Source organism: Roseomonas populi (genome assembly GCF_024594815.1).
In the GTDB taxonomy this organism is placed as follows: Bacteria; Pseudomonadota; Alphaproteobacteria; order Acetobacterales; family Acetobacteraceae; genus Roseomonas; species Roseomonas populi.
On sequence record NZ_JANJOU010000028.1, the window covers coordinates 26,621 to 51,124 of the forward strand.

18 protein-coding genes and 1 pseudogene are annotated in these 24,504 nt (G+C 70.8%); 10 read left to right on the forward strand and 9 right to left on the reverse strand.

The genetic code is table 11. The features are described 5' to 3' along the window. Positions 1–81 precede the first annotated feature (81 nt). From NRP21_RS23610 to NRP21_RS23630, 5 genes are all read left to right on the forward strand, one after another. Complete coding sequence (locus NRP21_RS23610) at positions 82–1,350, forward strand: c-type cytochrome (RefSeq protein ID WP_257718696.1); 1,269 nt, start codon at positions 82–84, stop codon at positions 1,348–1,350. Next, positions 1,347–1,835 (forward strand): (2Fe-2S)-binding protein, encoded by a 489-nt coding sequence (locus NRP21_RS23615; RefSeq protein ID WP_257718697.1) that lies wholly within the window; start codon positions 1,347–1,349, stop codon positions 1,833–1,835. Before NRP21_RS23610 ends, NRP21_RS23615 begins: the two co-directional genes overlap by 4 nt. After that, a complete protein-coding gene (locus NRP21_RS23620) occupies positions 1,832–4,078 on the forward strand; it encodes a xanthine dehydrogenase family protein molybdopterin-binding subunit (RefSeq protein WP_257718698.1) in 2,247 nt (748 codons plus the stop codon). The genes NRP21_RS23615 and NRP21_RS23620 overlap by 4 nt, the downstream gene beginning before the upstream one ends. Positions 4,079–4,152: 74 nt before the next feature. After that, the gene (locus NRP21_RS23625; RefSeq protein WP_257718699.1) at positions 4,153–4,461 is read left to right on the forward strand and encodes a UBP-type zinc finger domain-containing protein; all 309 of its coding nucleotides are present in this window, start codon (positions 4,153–4,155) and stop codon (positions 4,459–4,461) included. 47 nt (positions 4,462–4,508) lie between these two features. After that, complete coding sequence (locus NRP21_RS23630) at positions 4,509–6,185, forward strand: FAD-dependent oxidoreductase (protein WP_257718700.1); 1,677 nt, start codon at positions 4,509–4,511, stop codon at positions 6,183–6,185. 208 nt (positions 6,186–6,393) lie between these two features. On the opposite strand, the gene NRP21_RS23635 is transcribed toward NRP21_RS23630, so the two are convergent. Both NRP21_RS23635 and NRP21_RS23640 read right to left on the reverse strand, forming a co-directional pair. Continuing rightward, the gene (locus tag NRP21_RS23635) at positions 6,394–7,509 is read right to left on the reverse strand and encodes an FAD binding domain-containing protein (protein ID WP_257718701.1); all 1,116 of its coding nucleotides are present in this window, start codon (positions 7,507–7,509) and stop codon (positions 6,394–6,396) included. Then, entirely contained in the window at positions 7,506–8,729 is a 1,224-nt protein-coding gene (locus NRP21_RS23640) for an MFS transporter (protein WP_257718702.1), read from the reverse strand. The genes NRP21_RS23635 and NRP21_RS23640 overlap by 4 nt, the downstream gene beginning before the upstream one ends. Positions 8,730–8,824: 95 nt before the next feature. Between NRP21_RS23640 and NRP21_RS23645 the strand changes: the two genes are divergently transcribed. Next, positions 8,825–9,727, forward strand: coding sequence for a LysR family transcriptional regulator (locus NRP21_RS23645; protein WP_257718703.1), 903 nt, complete (start codon positions 8,825–8,827; stop codon positions 9,725–9,727). A 183-nt stretch (positions 9,728–9,910) separates the two neighbouring features. Here the strand turns inward: NRP21_RS23645 and NRP21_RS28105 are convergent, their stop codons facing one another. The 5 genes from NRP21_RS28105 to NRP21_RS23665 all read right to left on the reverse strand — a co-directional run bounded on the left by NRP21_RS28105 (position 9,911) and on the right by NRP21_RS23665 (position 12,306). Continuing rightward, the gene (locus NRP21_RS28105; RefSeq protein WP_408639657.1) at positions 9,911–10,189 is read right to left on the reverse strand and encodes a sensor histidine kinase; all 279 of its coding nucleotides are present in this window, start codon (positions 10,187–10,189) and stop codon (positions 9,911–9,913) included. Positions 10,190–10,192: 3 nt separating this feature from the next. Then, positions 10,193–10,411, reverse strand: coding sequence for a hypothetical protein (locus tag NRP21_RS23650; RefSeq protein ID WP_257718704.1), 219 nt, complete (start codon positions 10,409–10,411; stop codon positions 10,193–10,195). 17 nt (positions 10,412–10,428) lie between these two features. Further along, the gene (locus NRP21_RS23655; protein WP_257718705.1) at positions 10,429–10,803 is read right to left on the reverse strand and encodes a hypothetical protein; all 375 of its coding nucleotides are present in this window, start codon (positions 10,801–10,803) and stop codon (positions 10,429–10,431) included. Between the two features lie 372 nt (positions 10,804–11,175). Further along, positions 11,176–11,679: an MFS transporter gene (locus tag NRP21_RS23660; protein ID WP_257718706.1), complete on the reverse strand. Its 504-nt coding sequence runs from the start codon at positions 11,677–11,679 to the stop codon at positions 11,176–11,178. A 72-nt stretch (positions 11,680–11,751) separates the two neighbouring features. Then, complete coding sequence (locus NRP21_RS23665; RefSeq protein ID WP_257718707.1) at positions 11,752–12,306, reverse strand: helix-turn-helix domain-containing protein; 555 nt, start codon at positions 12,304–12,306, stop codon at positions 11,752–11,754. Between the two features lie 269 nt (positions 12,307–12,575). Between NRP21_RS23665 and NRP21_RS23670 the strand changes: the two genes are divergently transcribed. Together NRP21_RS23670 and NRP21_RS23675 are read left to right on the forward strand one after the other, a co-directional pair. Beyond that, the gene (locus NRP21_RS23670; protein WP_257718708.1) at positions 12,576–14,090 is read left to right on the forward strand and encodes an ATP-binding response regulator; all 1,515 of its coding nucleotides are present in this window, start codon (positions 12,576–12,578) and stop codon (positions 14,088–14,090) included. Next, positions 14,065–14,709, forward strand: a complete 645-nt coding sequence (locus tag NRP21_RS23675) for a response regulator transcription factor (protein WP_257718709.1) — start codon at positions 14,065–14,067, stop codon at positions 14,707–14,709. Before NRP21_RS23670 ends, NRP21_RS23675 begins: the two co-directional genes overlap by 26 nt. 7 nt (positions 14,710–14,716) lie before the next feature. Here the strand turns inward: NRP21_RS23675 and NRP21_RS23680 are convergent, their stop codons facing one another. Then, positions 14,717–19,681 (reverse strand): AAA family ATPase, encoded by a 4,965-nt coding sequence (locus NRP21_RS23680; RefSeq protein ID WP_257718710.1) that lies wholly within the window; start codon positions 19,679–19,681, stop codon positions 14,717–14,719. A gap of 80 nt (positions 19,682–19,761) precedes the next feature. After that, entirely contained in the window at positions 19,762–20,154 is a 393-nt protein-coding gene (locus NRP21_RS23685) for a Dps family protein (RefSeq protein ID WP_257718711.1), read from the reverse strand. Between the two features lie 665 nt (positions 20,155–20,819). Here NRP21_RS23685 and NRP21_RS23690 point away from each other — a divergent pair. Next, positions 20,820–21,991, forward strand: a pseudogene (locus NRP21_RS23690) (IS3 family transposase). Between the two features lie 235 nt (positions 21,992–22,226). After that, positions 22,227–24,446, forward strand: a complete 2,220-nt coding sequence (gene katG / locus NRP21_RS23695; RefSeq protein ID WP_257718712.1) for a catalase/peroxidase HPI — start codon at positions 22,227–22,229, stop codon at positions 24,444–24,446. Positions 24,447–24,504: the final 58 nt, after the last annotated feature.

A 24,504-nucleotide genomic window follows, 5' to 3' on the forward strand; every position in this document is an offset into this window, starting at 1 on the left:
AGCCGCGCGGGTTAGCGGCAAGAACGCGGGGCCTGCCGCGGGGATCATCACGGGCCTTGTCACCCGAGAGCCGACAGCAGCATGAAGCCCGTCTGGAGACACCTCCTGATCGCTGGCCTGGCAGGATCCGTGCTGGCGGCGGGCGTCGCTCTCGCGCTAGCCTGGGAGCCGGCGATCGGACGCGTCCCGCGGCCGGATCCGGCCGGCTTCGATCCCGCCATCGTCGCCCGTGGCGCGACGCTCGCGACGATCGGCGACTGCGCGGTCTGCCACACGGCGCCGAGTGGTGCGCCCTATGCCGGCGGGCGGGCGCTCGGGACCCCCTTCGGCACGCTCTACGCCACCAACATCACTCCGGACGAGGCGACCGGCCTCGGCAACTGGTCCCCCGCCGCCTTCCGCCGCGCCATGAAGGACGGGGTGCGGCGCGACGGCGAGCACCTCTATCCCGCGCTGCCCTACGAGCACTTCACGCATGTGCGGGACGACGACCTGGACGCCATCTACGCCTTCCTGATGACGCGTCGCGCCGTGGACTCCCCTGCGCCGCCCAACGCCCTGATCCCGCCCCTCGGCTTCCGTCCGCTCCTCGCCGGGTGGAAGCTGCTCTTCTTGCACCGCGGGCCGGTCGAGCCGGTGCCCGAGCGCGGCGAGGCCTGGAACCGCGGCGCCTACCTTGTGGAGGGCCTGGGCCATTGCGGCGGCTGCCACACGCCCCGCAACTTGGCGGGTGGCGAGCAGGGGCGCCGCAGCCTCGCCGGCGGGGTGGCCGAGGGGTGGAACGCGCCGCCGCTGGACGGCTCGGCCGGTGGCTGGAGCATCGACGCGCTCGTCACCTATCTCGGCACCGGCCTTCACTCCTCGCGGGGCGTGGCCGCCGGGCCGATGGGGCCGGTGACCGAAGGGCTGTCGCAGGTTCCGGCGGAGGACCTTCGGGCTATCGCGACCTACATCGCCTCCCGCACCGGGAACGCCGCGCCGGTGCCGGTGCAGGAGCGGGCCGAGGAGGCGGCGCGCGCCCATCCCGAGGGCGCCGGGCTCTTCGCCGGGGCCTGCGCCGCCTGCCATGGCGGCGGCGCGCCCATGCTGGCGCGGAACCGCCCGGGCCTCGGCACCGCGACGCCGATCCTGGCGGCCGATCCGCGCAACGCGATCCAGGCCGTGCTGCAGGGCATCCCCGCGCCGGTCGGCCCGGACCGCCCGTTCATGCCGCCCTTCTCGGACGCGTTGGGCGACCGGCAGCTTGCCGAGATCCTCGCCTATGCCCGCGCCCGCTTCACGGCGGAGCCGCCCTGGAGGGACCTACAGGAGAGCGTGACGCGCATCCGGAAGGAGAACACCCGGCCATGACCGTGCGCCTGACGATCAACGGGGCCGAGAGGCGGGTCGAGTCCCCGCCCGACACGCCGCTTCTCTACGTGCTGCGGGACGAGGTGGGGTTGAACGGCGCCAAGTACGGCTGCGGCCTAGGCCAGTGCGGCGCCTGTACCGTGCAGCTGGACGGAAGACCCGTCTTCTCCTGCCTGCTGCCCGTCGGCGCTCTGGAGGGACGACAGGTCCGCACGGTCGAGGGGCTCGGCACGGCTGCCTCCCCCTCCATCCTGCAACGCGCCTTCGAGGAGGAGCAGGCGGCGCAGTGCGGCTACTGCATCGCCGGCATGATCATGCGCGCGCAGGCGCTGCTGGACCGTGTCCCGGACCCGGACGAGGCCGCCATCCGCGCGCACATGCAGGCCAACCTCTGCCGCTGCGGCACCCACATGCGGATCCTGCGCGCGGTACGCCGGGCCGCGACGGCGATGCGCAGCACTGTCTCGCGGGGGACGGCACCATGAACCGCGCCGTCCCGCGCCGCGGCCTGCTGGCGGCCGGCGCCCTGATCGTCGGCTTCTCGTTCTCCAACCGGGCGCGCGCGCAGCTGGCGGGCGGCGGCGAGGGCGGCGCGGGGCCGCCCGTCACCGCGCCGCACCTTCCGGGCAGCTTGCGCTCCACGCCATGGCTCGATGCCTGGATCCGCATCGCCGCCGATGGCGCAATCACCGTGTTCACCGGCAAGGCGGAACTCGGCCAGGGCATCCGGACGGCGCTGTTGCAGGTCGCGGCGGAGGAGCTGGACGTGCCGCCCTCCACCATCACCCTTGTCACCGCGGACACGGAGCGGACGCCGGACGAGGGGCTGACGGCGGGCAGCCATTCCATGCAGGACAGCGGCATGGCGCTCCGCAACGCTGCCGCCAATGTCCGCCTGCTGCTGACGCGGGCCGCCGCCGAGGGCTGGAAAGTCGCGCCCGCCACCCTCGCCACCACCGGCACCGGCCATGTCCGGGCGGCGGATGGGCGCACCCGCCCCTATGCCGAGCTGGCCGCCGACCTGTCGCTGCACGTGGAGGCCGTGCCCGACGCCCCGCTCCGCTCCCCCGCGGAGTTCCGGACGATGAACCACCATCTGCCGCGCCTGGACATTCCGGGCAAGCTGACGGGCGCCCAGGCCTTCCTGCAGGACATGCGCCTGCCGGGGATGCTGCACGCGCGCGTGGTCCGCGGCCCCAGCGTAGGCACGCGGCTGCGCGACCCGGCCTGGGCGGAGGTGGCCGCGACGCCCGGCATCGTCGCTACGGTCCGGGACGGCGCCTTCGCCGCGATCGTGGCGGAACGGGAGTGGACGGCCATCACCGCCCTGCGCCGGTTGCAGGATACGCCACAAGAGCGCAGCGGCCCGCCCCTGCCGGGCATGGATCCCGCCGCCACGCTGAAGGCACTTCCGGCCCGCGAGATCACGATCCTGGAGCAGGCCGGGCCTGGCGGCACGGCGCGGCATCGCGTGCGCGCGAGGTTCACGCGGCCCTGGATCAGCCACGGTTCGATCGGACCCTCCTGCGCGATCGCGCTGTTCCAGGACGGGCGGCTCACGATCTGGACGCACAGCCAGGGCACCTTCGACGTCCGGCGCGTAGCGGCGGACCTGCTGCGGCTGCCGGAGAACCGCGTGCACGCCATCCATGTCGAGGGCTCCGGCTGCTACGGCCAGAACGGGGCCGACGATGTGGCGGCGGAGGCGGCGCGCATCGCCGTCGCCGTACCCGGCCGCCCGATCCGCCTGCAATGGATGCGGGAGCAGGAGTTCGGCTGGGAGCCGCTGGGGCCGGCCATGGTGACGGAGCTCGAGGCCGCGCTGGACGAGAGGAACCGCATCATCTCCTGGCGGCACGAGGTCTGGAGCAATCCGCACAACAACCGGCCGGTTGATGCCGGCGGCGTCCTGGTCGGCGGCGAGGTGGCCTCTCCCTTCCCACCGCCGGAGCCGAAGCCCATCCCGATGCCGGAGGGGGACGGAAGCCGCAACTCCAACCCGCTCTACGCCCTGCAGGACATGCACGTCGTCTACCACTTCCTGCCGGAGATGCCTCTCCGCGTCTCCGCCCTGCGGTCGCTCGGCGCGCACCTGAACGTCTTCTCGATCGAGAGCATGTTCGACGAGCTGGCCGCCGCCGCGCGGATCGACCCGCTTGCGCTGCGGCTCGCCCATATGGAGGACCCGCGCGCACGGGCCGTCATGGCGCATGGCGCCGAGCGCTTCGCCTGGAGTAGCCGCCCGCGGGGGGATGGCCGGCGCGGATGCGGCATGGGGTTCGCCCGCTACAAGAACCTCGGCGCCTACTGCGCCGTGTTCCTGGAGATCGAGGCGGAGCGCGAGACGGGCCGCATCGCCGTCCGCCGCGCCGTCGCCGCGGTCGATTGCGGGCAGGTCGTCAGCCCGGACGGCGTCCGCAACCAGATCGAGGGCGCCATCGTCCAGTCGCTCAGCTGGGCCACCCAGGAGGCCATGGCCTTCGACGCGGGACAGCGACTGGGCTTCGATTGGAGCAGCTATCCCATCCTGCGCTTCCGCGACGTGCCCGACCTGGTGGAGGTCCATCTCCTGGACCAGCCGAACCAGCCCTTTCTCGGGGCTGCGGAGGCAGGGCAGGGGCCGACCTCGGCGGCCTTGGCGAACGCCCTCGCGGACGCGACGGGGAAGCGGATGCGCGACATGCCGCTCAGCCCGGCACGGGTGAAGCAGGCCATGGGCGCGATCTGAGACCGGTGCGCCCTGGGCGGGAGCCGCCACCCGCCCCCACGCCACCCTTGGCAGGATTTCCGGAGCGACCGACGATGCCTGACGAATGCCGCCACCATTCCTCCATCACCCAGGTGACGCCGGGTACGCGGGGCTGCGCCGAGTGCCTGGCCATCGGCTCCCGATGGCTGCACCTCCGCCTGTGCCGGAGTTGCGGGCATGTCGGCTGCTGCGACAGCTCGCCGCATCGCCACGCCCGGCACCACTTCCAGGCCACCGGGCATCCTATCATCGAGGGGTATGACCCGCCGGAGGGCTGGGGCTGGTGCTACATCGACGACGTAGAGGTGGACCTCGGCGGCGAGCCGACACCGCAGTTGGGCCCGATCCCCCGCTACTATTAGCGGGGCCGAAAGGGCCGCACGGCTCGTTCATGGAGATGAGGCCCGTCATGACGACGCTTCCGAATGCTGCTGCCGCCTTCCCCGATCCTGCCGATCCCTACAGGCGGACGGAGCAGATATTCCCGCGCTTGACCGACGACATGGTGCGCCGGGCCACCGGCTATGGCCGGATCGTGGATCGTCCCGAAGGCGGCGTGCTCTACAGCCGGGGCAACCGCATCGTCGACTTCTTCATCGTGCTGGAGGGCGCCATCGAGGTCCTGGCGCTCTCCACCGAGGATGGAAAGCCGGATACGGTTCTTACCGTGCATGGCCAGCACGGGTTCACCGGCGAACTGGATCTGCTGAACGGGCGCGAGACGCTCGTCTCGGCGCGCGCCCAGCCCGGTTCGCGCCTGCTCAGGATTGATCGCCCCCACTTCCACCGGATGCTGCAGGCGGAGGCCGACATCGCCGAGCTGGCGATGCGCGCCTTCATCCTGCGGCGCATGGGCTTCATCCAGCACGGACTCGGCGGGGTCATCCTGCTCGGGGCGAGCCGGACGGCCAGCTTCCTCGGGCTGCAGCGCTTCCTCGGCCGCAACGGATACCCGCACGAGGTGGTCGATATCGACCGCGACCCGCAGGCGCAGGTCTTCGTCTCGGCGTTCGGTCTTCGGGCCGAGCAGTTGCCGGTGGTAATCCTGCCCGGACACAAGGTTCTGTATGATCCCGGCACCGCGGCCCTCGCGGACACGCTCGGCCTGACGGAGGAGATCGCGCCGGAGGAGGTCTTCGACGTCGCCGTGGTCGGCGCAGGACCGGCGGGACTGGCCTCCGCCGTCTATGCGGCCTCGGAGGGACTGCGGACCATCGTCATCGAGGGGCTGGCACCCGGCGGGCAGGCTGGCACGAGCTCGCGGATCGAGAACTATCTTGGCTTTCCCACGGGGATCACGGGTCAGGCCTTGGCCGGGCGGGCGCAGATCCAGGCCCAGAAGTTCGGGGCCCGCTTGGCAATCTCGCGGATGGTGAAGGGCCTGGATTGCAGCGCACACCCGTACCGCCTCGCTCTCGAGGATGGCCGCTCGGTCACGGCACGCGCCGTTGTGGTCGCAAGCGGGGCCCGCTACCGCAAGCTGAACGTGCCGGACTACGAGCGCTTCGAGGGCCAGGGCATCCACTACGCCGCGACGGCGATCGAGGGCCGGCTCTGCCCGGGAGAGGAGGTCATCGTCGTCGGTGGGGGAAATTCGGCGGGACAGGCGGCGATGTTCCTGTCTCGCATCGCCAGGCGCGTTCACATGCTCGTCCGCGCGGAGGGGCTGGCCGCCACGATGTCGGACTATCTCGTGCAGCGGATTGCCTCGACCGAGACGATCTCGCTGCGGCCGCGATCCACAATCACGGGGCTTGGCGGCGCCGGCACGCTCGAGGAGGTGACGTGGTTCGATGGGCCGACGGGGCGGAGCGTGACGCGGCCCGTGCGGAACGTGTTCGCCATGATCGGGGCGGAGCCGAACACCGCCTGGCTGGGATCCTGCCTGTCGCTCGACGGCAAGGGCTTCGTCGTGACCGGACGGGATGCCGATGGCGCGCCCCTCGCCGATACCTTCGCGAGCAGCCGGCCCGGCATCTACGCGGTCGGCGACGTCCGTTCGAGTTCCACGAAGCGCGTGGCCTCGGCGGTGGGAGAGGGGTCGGTGGTCGTGCAGTCGATCCACCGATATCTCGGCGGCATGTGAGGGGGGCGCATGGGTGAGTCCTGGCACGGCGAGGGAGGCACCGCTGTTCGAGGGCGCGCCAGCGGGACCAGTGCCGCCCATGCGTGCGGAGCCGCGCCCTTCACATCCCGTGAAGCGGACGCGCGAAGGCCGGCGCGCTGTTCCGCCGAGGGTTGGGCGTCTTCGGAAGGAACCCCGCAACGGAACGCGCTGCCCTCCGCAGGCCGTGCTACCCCAGACCTGCACCCAGGCGGCGGCCATAGGCAGCGATGGCCGTGCCGACCGGCATCCGCTCCCGCTCATAGGCGCGCAGGGCGTCCTCTGGCGGAAGGCGGCCGAGATGCGCGCACAGTGCCATGGCGTCGCCCGCCGCCTTGGCCACGCCCATCGCGGTGTGCGGCCGCACCACGAAGGCGGCGTCGCCCAGCAGCGCCAGGCGGCCCGAGGCCATGCGCGGCGCCTCGTAGTCGAAGATCGCCTGGATGAAGGGGCTAGGCTCCGAGGCGACAGCCGCTGCAAAGGCGGGCGGGAGGAGCGCGAGCCCGTCTTCGCGCAGCGCCGCGGTGCGCGAGGCGGGCAGCTGCCCTGGTGAGAGCGAGTAGGGGTGCGCGAGGCCCGAGGCATCGGTCAGCACGCCGGCGAGGACGCCCGATGCGACAGGGCGGTACCAGACCCAGTTGTAGCGCCGAAGCCCGGGCTTCATCTCGCCCCCCGGACCCGTGACGGAGTAACCGAGGATCTGCGAGCGCGGCGCCATATAGAAGGCGAAGCGGTCCAGCAGCGTCTCCGCCGCCTCGGCCGGCAGTCCGGCCTCCGGCACAAGCCCGCGCCAGGCGACGTAGCCGGCGTAGCGGTTGGGGGAGGGCAGGCCCGTTACGGCCTCCCTCACCACCGAGCCCAGGCCATCCGCGCCGAGCACGAGGTCGGCGCTCTCGCTGCTTCCATCCGTGAAGTGCAGCACCGCCTCGGCCCCGCTCTGGGCCGCGCCCTGCACCGTGCGGCCCAGGCGGTAATCCCCGTCTTCCAGCCGTGTCCGGACGGCGTGGTACAGATAGTCCCAGGACACCTGCATCTGCGGCGTGGCCTGCCGGTGCGCGATGCCGCCGGCGCGGTCCAGCGTAATGCGGTCGCGCGCCACCACGCCCACCCTTACTGCGTCCTCGGCACCAATCCGCCGCAGCACGTCGAAGACCTCGCGCTGGGGCACCAGCCCGGCGCCGCGCCCTTCCAGGCCGTGGGCGGAGCGCTCGAAGACGCGCACCTCATGCCCGTCCTGCCGCAGCAGGATGGCGGCGAGGAGGCCCCCGAGGGAGCCCCCGGCCACCGCGACCCGCAGCCTTCTCATCGCACGCCCCCTTGGGCACGGCGGGCCGTGATCTCCAGCAGGAGGGCAATGGCGCCGAGGGCGGCGCCGAGTTCGCAGACCGCGGCCCAGCCGCCCTGTTCCCAGGCCGCCATGGCTCCGGCCGAGCCGGCCGCGCCGCCGAGGAACATGCCGGTCATGAAGACGGTGTTGATCCGGCTCCGGGCCTCGGGCCGCAGGGCGTAGATGACGTGCTGGTTGGAGACGAGCGCGCTCTGCACCCCGAAGTCGAGGATGATCACGCCCAGGACAAGCCCGCCGATCGCCGGCCAGGCGCCGAACACGGCCCAGGCCGCAAGGGTGAGAAGCGCGCCGAGCCCGATCACCAGCCGCGGCCCGCGCCTGTCGGCCAGGCGGCCCGCCAGCGGTGCCGCGGCGATCCCCACGGCGCCGACCGCGCCGAACAGCCCCGCCACCTCCGCGCCCAGCCCGAAGGGGGGCTGCTCCAGCCGGAGCGCGAGCACGGTCCAGAAGGCGGAGAAGGAGGCGAAGAGCGCGGCCTGCATCAACGTCGCCCGGCGCAGCGCGGTCTGCCCGCGCCAGAGGTCCAGCAGCGAGCGCAGGGCGGCGCCGTAGCTGATGGAGGCCGCGGCGGGCCGGCTGGGCAGGATGGCGGCCATCAGGGCCGCGGCGCCGAGGGCCATGGGCACAGCCAGCCAGAACATGGCGCGCCAGCCGCCATGGGCGGAGACGAAGCCGCCCAGGGTCCGGCTGAGCAGGATGCCTGCCAGCACGCCGCCGGTGACGATCCCCACGGTTGCGCCGCGCCGGGCCGGCGGTGCGAGATGCGCGGCTAGGGGAACGATCTGCTGGGCGACGGTCGCGGCCATGCCGACGACCAGGGAGGCAAGGACGAGGACCGGCGCGCTCGGCGCCAGCGCCGCCAGAGCCAGAGCTAGCGCCAGCACGACGAACTGCGCGACGATCAGCCTCTTCTGGTCGAGAAGGTCGCCCAGCGGCAACAGCAGGAACAGGCTGGCGGCGTAGCCAAGCTGCGTCGCAGTCGGGATCAGGGCCGTGGCGTCGGAAGCGGCAAAATCCTGCCCGATGATGCCGAGCATCGGCTGATTGTAGTAGATGTTCGCGACGGCCACGCCCGCCGCCGCAGCCATGGCGAAGGTGAGCCCCGGGCTGAGGCCCGGGGGCGGCCCACCTTTCACGGCGCTGTTGCCGAGCAGGTTGGAAGTGGAGGTGTCCAGCATCGGTCTGGGTTCCTTGTGCGGTGCTCCCCATCTGCTCCCCTGACTTCCCGCGCTGTAGCCATCCCTATTGCACGGGCGGTATAACGCCGGGCGTTATGATTAACCTGACCAATGTCGCGGTGCTGGTGGAGGCGGTGGGTGCCGGCAGCCTCGCGGCAGCTGCGCGGCGCCTCCGGATCACGCCGATGCTCGCCTCACGCCGTCTCGCGGAGCTAGAGGAGGAGGTGGGCGCCCGGCTGATGCACCGGACGACCCGGTCGCTGTCCCTGACGGTGGAGGGCGAGGCCTTCCTGCCCCATGCCGAGGCGCTGTTGGAGGAGGAGGCGCAGGCCCGCGCCTCCGTGCGGCCGGCCGCCACCGGCCTCACCGGCACCTTGCGTCTGACGGCCTCAGTCCCCTTTGGCCGCAAGGTGGTGGCGCCGCTCGTGCCCGTCTTCCTGCAGGACCATCCTGGCCTGCAGGTCGATCTCCTGCTGAGCGACAGCATCGTGGACATCGTGGCGCAGGGCCTGGACCTCGCGATCCGCATCGCCGTCCTTCGCGACAACACGCTCGTTGCTCGCCGGCTGGCGGACAACCCGCGCGGCCTCTACGCGTCGCCCGCCTACTTGGCAGAGCACGGCATTCCCGCGACGCCGGCGGAACTGGTCCACCATCGCTGCCTCATGCTGACCGGGACGAGCCACTGGACCTTCCTGGCGGGCGGCAGGACGGTCCGGCAACGCGTCTTCGGCCCTTTCACCTCCAGTTCGGTGGAGGCGTTGCACCAGGCCTGCCTCGGCGGTCTCGGCATCGCGATGCTGTCGGCCTGGGACGTGCGGGAGGAGGTCGCGATCGGGCATCTTCTTCCCATCCAAATGGATGCGGGCGTGCCGGAGCCGCTGGCCATCTGGGCCGTCTACCCGACCGTCCGCCTCACGCCGCCGAAGGTGCGGCTGTTCATGACTGCCCTGGAGGCCCGTTTGCGGCAGCCTGGAGGTGCTCTCCCGAGGCACTAATGAGCGGGAGAGGCACTCTGCTGCCGGGTCGGAATGGCCTTTGTGACCAGGCTATCTTCTCCGAGGTATGGCGGCACTGCTGCGCCTTGCCGGAACCTGTGCGTGGCGTACTCCCCTCCACTGGTCTGACGGTGCTGATCGCTGCGGGGCAGCTGTGGCTCGGCCCTTTGCCGCCCGCGTCGCTTACCCCGGCGTCACGGCTGGCAATGTGAAGCGGAACACCGCCCCATTGCCGGGCATGCTTTCCGCCCGAAGGTGCCCGCCATGCGCCTCCACACAGCTTCGACAGATGGCGAGACCCATCTCCATGCCCTCCGCCCTGGTCGAGAAGAAGGGCTCGAAGACGCGCGAGAGATGGTCCGCGTCGATGCCGTGACCTCGATCCCGCACCTCGACGGACACGCTGCCTTCGGTGCAGGACAGGCGAACGGTCAGGTCGTGCGGCCCGGGTTGGCCGGCAATCGCCTAGGCGCCGTGCAGCATGAGGTTGACCAGGACCTGCTGGATCTGCACGGGATCCGCGATCACCTGCGGCAGGTCTCCCCCGGTGTCGAAGTGGACGGACGCGCCGCTGGAGCGCAGGTCCCACTCGATCAGAAGGATCGCCTCCCTCGTCACCTGGACTAGGTCGACGGGCTCGGTCCGCCGGACGGCGCTGCCGATGAAGGAGCGGAGGCGGGTCACGTCCTCTCGCGCGCGAATCAGCGGGATACGCCCCCGCGCTCGACGAGCGTCTCGTAGTCCGCCTCGGCCTTCAGCAGGCGCGCGAGGAACCTTGCGCCGGTGAGTAGGGCGGCCGCGGCGAGAAGGGCGGCGGCCAGCCCCGCCCACGCGCCGCCCTGAAGGACGGCGACGGCGACCGCGGCGCCCGCGCCGAGGGCGCGCAGGAGAAGGACTGCCGCTAGCGTGGCCGCCGACAGAAGCCGCCTCAGCCGTTCCTGCCGGCTCGCACGGCGGGCCCAGCGTGGCAGGGAGCCTGCAATGGTTGGCGCTGTATCCTGCGCGTCCGGCTGCAGAGCGTAGATGACGTGTTGGTTGGAGACGAGCGCGCCCTGCACGCCGAAATCGAGGATCACCACCCCCAGCACCAGCCCCGCGATGCCCGGCCAGGCGGCCCAGGCGGCCAGGGTGAGGAAAGGCGCCGGGTCCGATCACCAGCCGCGGGCCGCAACGGTCGGCCAGCCCTCCGCCCAGCGGGGCGGCCGCGACGCCCACGGCGCCGACCACGCCGAAGACCCCAGCCACCTCCGCGCTGAGCTCGAAGGGAGGCTGCTCCAGCCGGAGCGCCAGGATCGTCCAGAAGGCGAAGAAGGAGGCGAAAAGGGCCGCCTGAATCAGCGTCGCCCCGCGAAGGGCGGGGTGGCCGCGCCAGAGATCCAGCAGGGACCGGAGCTCGGCGCCGTAGCCGAGCGTGGCGGCGGCGGGCCGGCGCGGGAGGATCGTCGCCATCAGCGCCGCCGTCCCCAGCGCCAGGGAATGACGAGCCGGAACATGCCGCGCCAGCCGCCATGGGCGGAGACGAAGCCGCCCAGCGTGCGGCTGAGCAGGATGCCTGTGAGCACCCCGCCGGTCACCGTGCCCACCGTCGCGCCACGGCGCTTCGGAGAAGCGAGGTGGGCGGCGAAGGGTACGATCTGCTGGGCCACGGTCGAGCAGAGCCCGACGACGAGGGAGGCGAGCACGAGGACCGGCGCGCTCGGCGCCAGCGCCGCCAGCGCGAGCGCCCCCGCGAGGACGATGAACTGCCCGACGATCGGTCGCCTCTGGTTCAAGAGGTCGCCGAGCGGCAGCAGCAGGAAGAGGCTGGCGGCATAGCCGAGCTGGGCCGCGGTGGGGATCAGGGCGGTGCTGGCGGCGCCGGGAAAGTCGCCCTCGACGATGCCGAGCATGGGCTGATTGTAGTAGATGTTTGCCACCGCGATCCCCGCGGCGGCAGCCGTTGCGAAGGTCATGCCCTGAGTCGGAGGGCCGGCCGATGCGGGGGCGTGCCGGCCTGGATGCCTGTCGTCGCCTTCGTGCCTCCCTCAGGCCTGCCGCGCCGGCGCCGCCTGGTGCTGGCGGCGCCAGGCGAGCGGCGTGCTGCCGGTGAGGCGGCGGAACACGCGGGAGAAATGCGCCTGGTCGGCCAGCCCGCAGGACAGGGCGATCTCGCAGAGGGGCGCGCGGCTTTCCAGCATCAGGGCCTTGGCGCGCTCGATGCGGCGCTCCATGACGAAAGCGTGCGGCGACTTGCTGAAGCTCTGCTTAAAGGCGCGGGCGAAGTGGCCGCAGCTCAGCCGCACCTCGGCGGCGAGGTTCTTCTGCAGGATCCGCCTCTCCAGATTGGCCTCGACATAGCGGGCGATGTTCACGGCCTGCCACCGCGCCAGCCCGCCGGGGACCGGCGAGACGCCGGCCCTGCCCGGCCCCGCCGCGTCCAGCAACCGGGTAGCGCGGGCCAGGGTGGTCGCCGCGGCCCCATGGTCGCGGTCGAGCAGGTCGAGCGCGTCCCGCAGCAGGCGGTGGACCGTGCCGGCTTCTCCCCGCCTCCAGGACTCCTCGTGACCGCCGGCTCGAATAAGGTGTCCGCTGGTGATCATCGCCCTGCTCCGCTGTTGGGAAGTGTCCGCTGGCGGGAGACTGAGCGAGCGCCGGGCCGACCTCCACTCGGCACAGGTTCGTGCCGGTAAGCTATTGCGCCCGCGGAAGCTATACTTCCGTATAGGGGGGCCGATCATGGTGCGCGGCCCCGCGCCGCATCGTTGGGTCCCGCCCGGCGGTAGCCGTGGCGCCGGGCCGGGCATCGTGCATAATCCGGACCTGCCGGGCGCCGCGCGCAGGCCGGCATGGCGGAACGCCGTGAGGGAAGATGAAGTCAGCGCGCATCCTGATCGTCGAGAACGACCGCATCGTGGCGCGGGACCTCGCGCAGCAGCTGGCCCGGCTCGGCCACGTCGTCGCCGGCACGACCTCCCACGGGGAGGAGGCGGCGGACCGGGTCCTCGACACCGGCGCGGAGCTGGTTCTGATGGACATTCACCTCGACGATGGGATGGACGGGGTCACGGCCGCGCAGGAGATCCGCGACCGCTGCGGGGTACCCGTGATCTTCCTCACGGCCTATGCCGACGAGACGACGGTGCGCCGGGCAAGCCGCACCGAGCCCTTCGGGTACCTGCTGAAGCCTTTCGAGGCCCTGCAGCTCATGACCGTGATCGAGCTGGCGCTTTTCAAGCACGCGGCGGAGCGCGAGCTGCGGATCAGCGAGCGGCGCTACGCCACGACCCTCTCCAGCATCGCGGACGGCGTGATCTCGACCGATGGGAAGGCGAAGATCATCTTCATTAACCCCGTCGCGGAGGCGCTGACCGGCTGGAGCCGCGAGGAGGCGATGGGGCGGAACATCACCGAGGTCTTCCAGGTGGAGAACGGCATCACCCGGGAGGGGGTGGAGGATCCGGTGGTGCGGGCGCTGCGCTCCGGCCTCGCGGAGAGCCTGCCGCCCCATTCGGTGCTGCGCTCCCGCAACGGCGGCGAGGTGCCCGTCGACGACAGCGGCGCGCCGGTGCTGGGCGATGACGGCGCGGTGCTCGGCGCCGTCCTCGTCTTCTCCGACGTGACGCGCCGGCGGCAGGCGGAGGAGGCGCTGCGGCGCGGGCAGGCCGAGCTGGCGCATGCCGCGCGCCTGACGACGCTTGGCGAGCTGACCGTCTCCATCGCCCATGAGGTGAACCAACCGCTGATGGCCGCGGTAACGAATGCCGAGGCCTGCATCCGCTGGCTCAACGCCCCGTCGCCCGACGTGGAGCGGGCGCAGGAGGCCGCTCGTCGGGTGATGCGGAACGGCCACCGGGCCGCCGAGGTCATCCGGAGCATCCGGGCACTGGCGCGCAACAGCAAGCCGGAGATGGTCCCCTTCGACCTGCGCCCGGCGGTGGAGGACGTGCTGAGGCTGATGCAGGGCGAGCTGCAGGGGGCCGGCATCGCGCTGCGGACGGGGTTTCCGCCCGCGCCGGTCGTGGTGACAGGGGATCGGGTGCAGCTCCAGCAGGTGGTCATGAACCTCGTGCTGAACGCGCGGGAGGCAATCGGCGCGGGAGAGACGGACGGGGTGATCCGCGTCGTGCTGTCGGAGAGGGGCGGGGAGGTCGCGCTGGCCGTCGAGGATTCCGGACCTGGGATCGCGGCGGAGATCCGGGACCGCATCTTCGAGCCGCTCTTCACCACGAAGGAGGGCGGCCTCGGCCTCGGCCTTTCGATCTGCCGCTCCATCACCGATGCGCATGGCGGGCGGATCGGCGTGCGGCCGAACGGGCCGACGGGCTCCGCCTTCGAGATCGTCCTGCCGGGCGCGGTCGATGGGCATCACGACCACCAGGGCTGAGGGCGGCAGAGAGCCGCTGGTCTATGTCGTGGACGATGATCCCGACGTGCTGGAGGCGGTGGGGGAGTTGCTGCTCTCCGTCGGGCTGCGGCCCGCGCTCTTCGCCTCGCCGTCGGATTTCCAGGGTGCCCTGCGCCGGGATGTCCCGGGTTGCCTCGTGCTCGACGTGCGGCTCCCCGGGCGGAACGGGATCGATGCCTTCGCCGATCTCCGCAGGACCGGCATCGACCTGCCGGTGATCTTCATCAGCGGGCATGCCGACGTGCTGATGGCCGTGCGCGCCATGAAGGCGGGCGCCTTCGAGTTCTTCACCAAGCCTGTCCGCAACCAGGACCTGCTCGATGCCATCCACGCCGCCCTCGCCGCCGACGCGGCGGGGCTGGAGACCCGGCGGAGGCTGGCGACAGTGCGGCAGGCGCATGACGGCCTCTCGGCCCGCGAGCGCGAGGTGATGTCGCTCCTGGTGGAGGGGTTGATGAACAAGCAGATCGCGGGCCGGCTGGGCGTCTCGGAGCCGACGGTGAAGGGCCACCGCTTGCAGATCATGCGCAAGATGGGCGTCCGCAGCCTGCCCGACCTCGTCCGCGCCGCCGCCCTGCTGGATGCGGGCCGGGGCTGACCGGCCGTCACGCCGGGCCGGCCGCCTCGCCTCCCCCGGCGCTGACCGGGAAGGTGACGGCCAGGCTGGCGCCGGTGCCCGTCTCCATGGCGATCCTGCCGCGCAGCTGATGGGCGAGGTCGCCGAGGAGCTGCAGGCCGAGGCTGTCGGCGGTTTCCGGATCGGGGATCCTGCCTCCCGCGAAGCCGTTCCCGTCGTCGACGACCGAGAGCCGGGCCATGCCCGCCTCCTCGCCGAGGGTGACCCGGATCTCCCCCGCGCTCCGCCCAGCGAAGGCGTGCTTGAAGGCGTTGGTGACGAGCTCGTTCACGATCAGCCCGCAGGACACGGCCTTGTCCAGGTCCAGGTGCAGGTCGGCGAGGTCCGTCACTACCGCGATGTTCCTGTCCGGCGACCGATACGCGCTCCCCAGCCCGGCGCAGAGGCTGCCGAGGTGCCGGCGCATGGAGACACGAGTGTAGTCGCCCGCGTGATAGAGGTTCTCGTGCACCAGGGCCATGGAGCGGACCCGGTCGCGGCTCTCGGCGAAGAGGCCGGCTACCTGCGGGTCCTGGATGCGCGCGGCCTGCAGGTTGAGAAGGCTGCTGATGAGCTGGAGGTTGTTCTTCACCCGGTGATGCATCTCCTTCAGCAGCGCCTCCTTCTCCTCCAGCGCGGCGTTGCCGAGGGAGATCGCTGCCTGGGAAGCGAGGAGCCGCAGCACCGCGAGTCGTGCCTCGGTGAAGGCGTGCGGGGTCAGCGCGTTCTCGAGGTAGAGCAGCCCCATGAGCTTCGCCTGCCGGAGCAGCGGGAGGCAGAGGAGGGAGCGCGTGGGACCGGCCTCGAGGTAGGGGTCCGCAGGGCGGTCATGCCGCCTCGCCGCGTCACCGATCAGCACCGGCTCCCCCTCCTGCATCGTGCGGCCGAGGATCGAGAGGGGGGCGGCGGCCCCGGTGAGCGGGGCGTCGGGAAAGGTCACCTCGATGCCCTGCGATCCCGCGCGGGCCTCGGCGGCGGACCGCAGCTCCCCGGACCGCGGCAGCACGAGAAGGCCGCGGGTGGCGCCCGCATGCTCCAGCACCGTGACCATCAGGGTCCGCATGAGCGCGGGCAGCCCCGCCTCGCCGGACATGGCCTGCGAGGAGCGCACGAGGCTGTCCACGTCCAGCGCAGCGCCGTCCGGCAGGTGCCGGGCCGCCCTCGGCTCCTCACCACCGGCGAGCTCCCGGTGCAGGCTGTCGATCCTCTGGACCTTCGCCGTGGCGCCCCAGGCGAGGTAGGCGCCCCGCGCCTCGCGGAGATGCGCGAGGGCGGCCGTCGGCAGGTCCCGCCGGTGGTAGAAGCGGAAGGCCCATTCCTGCGCGAGGGCCGCCACCTGGACGAGCCCTCCCTCTCTCGCCGCGCGGATGGCGGATTCGACGTGCCGTATGGCGGCCAGGCTGTCGCCGCGCACGGCGGCGATGGCGGCGTCCACCAGCAGGGCGCGCGCGGCCCAGTTCGCCGGGCCACTCTCCGCCCAGACCCGCATCTGCTCCCCGTGGCGCAACAGCCCGGGGCTCGGCTCCGCGGGCGCGGAGGCCTCCTCCACGGCCGCGCGCGCGAGGGCGGCGTGGAAGTGGTATTCCGCCAGCTCGACATGGCCGCCGGTGGTCCAGAGAAGCGGCGCCGCCCTCTCCGCCATGGCGAGGGCCAGGGGCATGTCACCCTCGTAGACTGCCGCCTGTAGTCGCCGGATCCAGTGCCAGCAGGCCGCGATGGCGAGATCCGGCTCCGCCTCCAGCCGCGCCTCGAAGACCGGGTCGGCGATGTCCGACGGCAGGCCGCGCAGGGCCCGCAGCAGGCCGATCTGGCTGGTGATGATGTCGGCGATCAGGCCGAAGCGGATGCGGCGGACGAAGGCGAGCTTCGCCTCGGCCTCCGCCTGCGCCTCGCCGAGCGGGGTGCCGGCGGCAATGAGGCTGGTGACGAGGGTGCAGGCCGAGAAGCCGGAATAGGTCAGGTCGCCCACCTCCACCGCGATCTCGTGCGCGCGGCGCAGCAGCGGCAGGGTGCGGGCGAAGGGCCAGGTCCAGGGCGCGACATGGCAGGCGAAGCACATCCGCACGCGCGGCTCGTAGCGCGCCAGCGGCTCGGCTTCCACCATCTCTTGTCCCAGGCGCCCGAAGTGAAACCCGGCCGGGTAGTCGCCGAAATACGGGCCGAGGACCATGCCAAGATAGGCGTAGCCGAGGGGGGATGCGTCGGAGTTCCCGTTCGCCAAGCTCAGCCGGGCCATGCGGCAGAGGATGAGGCAGACCAAGTCCTGGTCCGTGAAGAAGCTGGGGGGCAGGGTGGCCGCCAGCACGTCCATGAAGGCCTGCGTCTCAGCAGAGGCAGCGCGCGGGAGCGTGGAAAGGGACTCCACCGGGCGGTCGCCGAGCTCGGCCCGGAGCGCGGCGTATTCCTGCCGGGCTGCCTCGGGGCCGGGATGGGCGTTCCAGTCGACTCCCGCGTCCCGCAGGAAGACGAGGCAGGCCTCGACAGCCCGGTCGTTCCGGTCCTGCGCCGTGTGCAGGGTGATGAGAAGGGCGGCCACGCCGGCCCGTTCCGCCACTCCCTCCGCCTCAGGCAGCAGGTCCAGCAGTTGCCGCTCCGCCGCCGCCTGCTCGCCCCTGAGGAACAGGCACTCCGCTGCCCCGAGGGCGAGGCGGAAGCCCAGCCGGCCCGGCCCGCGTTCCCCCACCCCGGCGTCCCGCCCCAGCGCATCCAGCCCGGCCTCGAAGTAGCCTGACGCTACCTCGTAGGCCGTGCTGCCGCGGGCGTGCCGGCCGGCACGCAGGTTGAGCGCGGCGACGCTTTCGCGCTCTGCCCAGTCCGTCACCAGCCCCGCCGCCCGGTTGTACTGGTCCACGACCGGGGGGACAGTGCTGTCCACCTCCTCCGGGCCGAGGGCGGCGGCGAGGTGGCGGGCGATGCGGAGGTGTCGCGCGGCCCGGTCCTCCCCCGGTAGAAGGGCGTAGGCCGCCTCTTGAATGCGATCGTGCAGGAAGCCGTAGGTGCCGGCCGCGTGCACCACCAGCCCCGCCGCGATGGGCGCCCGCAGACCGTCCTGCACGGCCTTGCGGCCGGCGCCGTGCGCCAGGCCGAGCCGGTCCGCGGAGACGCTGCCGCCGAGGCAGGCCATGGTGACCAGCAGCGCGCGGTCAGCCTCCGGCAGCCGCACCAGCCGCTCCGCCATCAGCGCCACGACGTTCTCCGTCGCGGGCTTGCGGAGGATGCCGTCCAGGTCCCAGCGCCAGCGCAGGGCGGCGTGGTCGAAGCGCAGCAGGCCCTCCTCCGTCAGCCCCGTCATGAACTGGCCGGCGAAGAAGGGATTGCCACCCGTGCGCGCGGCGATGGCGTCGCTCAAGGGGCGCACCGCCTCCGGGTCATGGTGCAGGGTATCTGCCACCAGCCGGGCCATCTCCCCGGCCGGCAGCGGGCCGAGAGCCAGCTCGTCCACCACGATGCCGACCCGTCGCGCGGCGGCGATGGTGGCGTGCAGGGGGTGGCCCGGCGCGACCTCGTCGTCACGGTAGGTGCCGGCCAGCATCATGTGGTCGGGCAGGCCCTCGGCCAGCGCCTTCAGCAGCGCGAAGCTCTCCTGGTCTAGCCATTGCAGGTCGTCCAAGAACAGGACCAGCGGGTTCTGCGGCCGCGCGAGGAGCGCCAGGAAACCACGGACGGTGCCCTGGAAGCGGCGCGCCTCGTCGGCCGGCGGCAGGGCCGGCAGCGCTGGCTGTTCCCCGATCAGCCGCGCCAAGTCGGGGCCTAGATTCGTCAGCACCCGGCCGTTACGTCCCGCCATCCGCCGGATCCGCTCCCGCCAGCCCGCCCTCTGCGCCTCCGTGGCCCCAAGGATCCGGCCGGCCATGTCCCGGACCATTGCGCTGAGGGCGGCGTAGGGAATGTCGCGCCGGTACTGGTCGCACTTCGCGGCTGCAAGCACGCCGCGGACCGGCAGCAGTGCGGCGCGGAGTTCCTCGACGAGCGCCGACTTGCCGATGCCGGCGGGCCCGGAGACCAGCAGCATCCGCCGCTCGCCGCGCTCTGTCAGGCCGCGGAGCGCGGCGGCGAGCACCTCCTGCTCGTGCTCCCGTCCATAGAGGCGTTCCGGCAGCACGATCCGCTCCGGCACGTCGCCCTCGCCGAGGGGGAATGGCTGGTATGGCGGCCCCACCCCGATGCAGCGGCGAAGGTCGGCCTCGAGTCCGCCCGCGGTCTGGTAACGGTCCTCCGGCGCCTTCTCGAGCAGCTTCATGACAATCGCGGCCACGCCCGGGGCGCCCGCGGCGATGGCGGCCGGAAGCGGCGCGGGCGGGCGGGCCAGGTGGGCGTGGAGCCACTCGAGCGGGTCGCGCGCCGTGAAGGGCAGCCGGCCGGTCAGCAACTCGTAGAAGGTGACGCCGAGCGCGTAGAGGTCGCTGCGGGCATCGATGGAGCGGTTGACGCGCCCGGTCTGCTCGGGCGCCATGTAGGCGAGGGTTCCGTCGATCAGGGCGGGCGGCGAGGCCTGCTGGCGCACGCGCGGCAGGTCGCAGGCCACGCCGAAGCCGGTGAGATGGACCCGGTCCCCGGCATCGACGAGGAGGTGGCTGGGCTGGATGTCGCGGTGGATGAGGCCGCTGCCGTGCATCTGCCGCAGCGCGGCAGCGGCGTTGGCGGCCACGCGCAGGAAGCGGGCGATCGGCAGGGGGCCGGTCACGGCCGGGCTCGCGGGATCGCCGCCTGGATCCTCAAGCATCAGTGCCTCACCCGCGCCCAGGGCCACCGGGCCGAGAGGCAGGGCCGCCCAGTCGCGGGAAAGGCGCCCCGCCAGCGCGTGCTCCCGCCGTATCCGGACCTCGGCGGAGGCGGCGGTCTCCTCGGAAGCCGCACTCAGGACGAGACGGCTGGCATCTCCGGCGCGCGCGCGGGACAGGACCGTCCGGCCATCCCATCTAAGCGGCTGGAGGCTCTCGCGATCGATTGTCACCGTGCGCGACTCCGCATCCCATCCCCGGGGAAAAGGCGACAGGTTACGTGAGAGGGGAGCCCGGACCAAGCCACGCCGCGTCAGCCGTTCCCGTGCCGGCCCGTCTTGAACAGGAACCAGACGCGGCCCTCGGCCACGTCGATCCAAACCTCGAGGAGGCTGGCGGTCGCTACGTCGCCCTGCCCGTCGCACATGGACCGCAGCGCGCGCATGCAGGCCACCAGGGCGGCGTTGTCCTCGCGGAACTCGGCGAGCATGCCCTGCGGGCCGACGGGGTCCGCATCGTTGTCCAGCACGCGCTGCAGCCGCACGATGTGCCCGACAGAGCGGTCGGTGGTGCCCCCCAGCTTCCGCGCCCGCTCCGCGAGCGGGTCCACCATGGCAAGCAGCTCGCCCGCCTGATCGGCCAACATGGCGTGGTAGTCGCGGAAGTGCGGGCCGGCAACGTGCCAGTGGAAGTTCTTCGTCTTCAACGTCCTTCCTCATTCTCGGTGCATGTATGCAGGTTGACCTTGCGGGCTGCTGGCGAGAGCCGGGGATATGGGCAAGAGAACGTTGCTGGCGCCGCTCGCGGGTGTTCGGATCCTTGGTGTCGAGCGCGACGGTGGAGGATGGGTCGTCCCCGCAGCAGGGCCGGGTCACGGGACCTGCCCTGCCTGCGGCACGCCGTCCCGGAGCCGCCACAGCACCTACTTGCGGCGCCGGCAGGACCTCCCCTCGCAGGTTGCGCGGGTCACGGTCCAGATCAGGACCGCTCGCCTGAGGTGCCGGAACCCCGGCTGCGACGAACACGGCGCTTGGCTGACCTCGCCCTGCTCCTCGAGCATAACGTGGGCGGGCGCCCGGCGGAGCGGGTCCTGGCCCGCCTGGACATGCCGCTGAGCGATGACACCGTGCTCCGTTCGCTCAGGCGCTTCGCGGCTCGAGATATCGCGTCCCCCGTCCGGGTGCTCGGGATCGACGACTGGGCCTGGCGCAAGGGCCAGACCTACGGGACCATTATGGTCGACCCAGAGCGACGGGCAGTCGTGGACGTCCTGCCACACCACTCCTCGTCCACCACGGCAGACTGGCTGCATGGTGACCCTCCACCAAGTTGGTGGACACCTCGGATAGGCTCCTTAGGGAGCGAGGTGTGCTGACGACGACCAAGACGCGACGTGAATTCACGGAGGAGTTCAAGAGGGAGGCGGTGGGGCTGCTGGCGAGCAGCGGCCGCCCGCTTATGCAGGTAGCGACCGAGTTGGAGATTCAGCCTTCGATGCTGCGGAACTGGCGAGGTCGGCTCGGATCTGTGGCTGGTCAGGCCACGGCTGCGGAGCGTCCCGCTTCGACGGGATCGGCGGTGTCCGCTGAGCAGGCTGAAATTCGGCGTCTGCAGAAGGATCTCGAGCGGGCGCAGATGAAGCGCGACATCCTAAAAAACTATCGGCATATTTTCGGGCCTGCCGAGATGAGGTTTCGCTTCGTCGAGGACCACCGGAGCGTCTTCCCGGTGCGGGTCATGTGCTCGGTGCTTGAGGTCAGTGCCAGCGGGTACTACGCGTGGCGGAGGAGGCCCGAGAGCGTCCGGGCTGGAGCCGACCGGCTCCTTCTGCAGGACATCCGCCGCGTGCATGCCGAGAGCCAGCGCCGTTATGGCAGCCCGCGCATCCATGCTGCCTGCAGGCCGAGGGTCACCGCGTAGGCCGCGGGTGGCCCGCCTGATACGCCGGCACGGCATTCGGGTGCGCACCAAACGACGGTTCCGGGTGACGACGGACAGCAGTCACGCCTTCCCGCTCGCCCCGAACCTGCTGGATCGCCAGTTCAACGCCGCCGGGCCGAACAGGGTATGGCTGGCAGACTTCACCTTCATTCCAACCGGCGAGGGCTGGTTGCACCTCGCCGTCGTGCTCGACCTGTTCTCGCGCAAGGTGGTCGGTTGGGCGATGCGCGAGACCATGGCCCAAGAGCTGACCCTCGCGGCCCTTCGGATGGCGATCACCAACCGCAACCAGGGCCTGGACTGCTGCACCATGCAGATCGCGGTAGCCAGTACGCTGCCTACCACTACCGGCGTCTGCTCGCCAGGCACGGCATGCTCTGCTCGATGAGCCGAAAGGGCGATTGCTGGGACAACGCCCCAAGGGAAGCTTCTTCGACAGCCTCAAGACCGAACTGATGGACGACGAAACCTTCGACACCCGACAGGCTGCGAGGTCTCCTCTCTTCGCCTTCATCGAAAGCTCCTACAACCGACAGCGTCTCCACTCGACTATCGGCTACAAAGCCCCCACCGAAATGGAACAACTCGCCACGGCCGCGTAGGCCGTAACCCGTGTCCACTCAAGCGGGGAAAGGTCACGTCCGCCCTGCGCGCCTGAAAAACACCCTTCGCCAATCCCAGGCCGATGGTAGTAGCATTGCCCACAGACGCCTCCTCTGGGTGGTGTTTAAAACCTCCACTCTGGCATACCGGTGCCGTCGGGGGGGCGTCCACCCCATCAGAACCTTCACCCTCTGCGTTTACACGAGCACTAGCCGCAGACATAGGAGTGAGAGAATGGCTGACGAGAATTCCCTGGAGCGCTGCCCGATGGGTGGGGGCGAAGGAAAAAGCCGCTCATTGCTTGGTCGCGCCAATAAAGACTGGTGGCCCGACGCGCTGCCGGTCGACATCCTGCACCAGCATGGCGTGTCGCCTGACCCGATGGGTGCGGAATACGACTATGCCGAGGCGTTCAGTGCCCTCGATTACGCCGCATTGAAGGCCGATCTCACCAAGCTGATGACCGACAGCAAACCATGGTGGCCGGCAGACTATGGCCATTACGGCCCGTTTATGATCCGCATGGCCTGGCACGCTGCGGGCACATATCGAGTTGTTGACGGTCGCGGTGGCGCGTCGTCAGGCCAGCAGCGCTTCGAGCCGCTCAACAGCTGGCCGGACAACGGGAATCTCGATAAGGCCCGCCGTCTGCTCTGGCCAATCAAGAAGAAGTACGGAAAGCACATCAGTTGGGCGGACCTGTTCATCCTCGCCGGCAATGTCGCGATCGAGAGCATGGGTGGCCCGATCTTCGGCTTCGCCGGCGGGCGCAAGGACGTCTACCAGTCCGAGGGCGACACTTATTGGGGCTCGGAGGAGGTTTGGGTCGGGCATGCGAATCACAAGACGCGGATTCGCCCTGAGGAGCAGCTCGATCTGGAGGGACCGTTGGCTGCGGATTCCATGGGCCTGATCTACGTCAACCCCGAAGGTCCGGGCGGCAATCCCGATCCCCTGGGATCGGCGCGCGACATGCGGGCGACCTTCTTGCGCATGGCCATGAATTCGGAGGAGACCGTTGCGCTCACTGCCGGCGGCCACGCTTTTGGCAAGGCCCACGGGGCGAAGCCAAGTGAGAGTTTCAGCAAGGCCCCTGCGTCGGAAGCCGTGCATATGCAGGGCCTGGGCTGGCTCACGGATAGCGAAGAGATCGGCAAGGGACACATCACTACCTCGGGAATCGAGGGGGCGTGGACACCTAACCCGACGCAGTGGGGCGGTGATTATTTCCGTCTGTTGTTCAAGTACGATTACGAGTTGGTGAGAAGCCCCGCGGGCGCGCAACAGTGGCAGCCGATCAATCCCGACCCGGAGGACATGGCCCCCGACGCGCGCGACCCAAACAAGCGCGTGCCGACGATGATGACGACCGCCGACATGGCGCTGAAGATGGATCCCGAGTTCCGGGCGATTTCTGAGCGCTTTCGCGACGACCAGGCGGCACTCGACAACGCATTCGCGCGCGCTTGGTTCAAGCTCACACACCGCGACATGGGCCCGAAGATCCGCTATCTGGGCCCCGAGGTCCCTGAAGAAACGCTGATTTGGCAGGACCCGGTGCCTGAAGGGACGGTGCCGCCCGATGTCGATATCGCGGCGTTCAAAAAGGAGGTGCTGGCGTCGGGCCTCAGCATCGGTCAACTCGTTAAGACCGCTTGGGCGTCGGCGTCGACCTACCGTAAGTCGGACCATCGCGGCGGCGCCAACGGCGCGCGGATCGCGCTGGAGCCTCAGAAGAACTGGGCAGTCAATGAGCCGGCTGAGCTGGCTACGGTGCTCGCCAAACTGAATGAACTGCGCGGCGCCATGTCGCTCGCGGACGCGATTGTGCTGGCCGGCTCGACGGCGATCGAGAAGGCGGCGAAGGATGCCGGTTTCGATGTGACAGTGCCCTTCACCGGCGGTCGCGGCGACGCAACACAGGAATGGACCGACGTTGAGAGCTTTGTCTGGATGGAGCCGCAGGCCGATGGCTTCCGCAACTACCTGAAGACACGGCAGCCGGTGAAGACCGAGGAGCTGCTGCTCGACAAAGCCTCGCTGCTCGGCCTATCGGCGCCGGAGATGACGGTGCTGCTCGGTGGTCTGCGCGTACTCGGGGCCAATCATGGCGACAAGCCCGAGGGCGTGCTCACCACCCGCAAAGGCCAACTGACCAACGACTTCTTCGTCAATCTGCTCGACAACGACACCTTCTGGAAACTGATCGACACGTCGAGCGACGAGGAGTTCGTGGGCCTCGATCGTGGCGGCCAGCAGGAGCGCTGGCGCGCCACGCGCACCGACCTAATCTTCGGTTCGAACTCGCAGCTGCGAGCGACCGCGGAGGTTTATGCCGAAAACGGTAACGAGGGAAAGTTCGTCAGAGACTTCGTCAAGGCCTGGGTAAAGGTGATGAACGCTGACCGCTTCGACGTGACCGACAAGCCGGTGTCCTCGAACATCGCGACCTGACGGCGGCATGATCCGGCAAAGAAGGCGGTCGCAAGAGCGGCCGTCTTTTTTGCCCGCA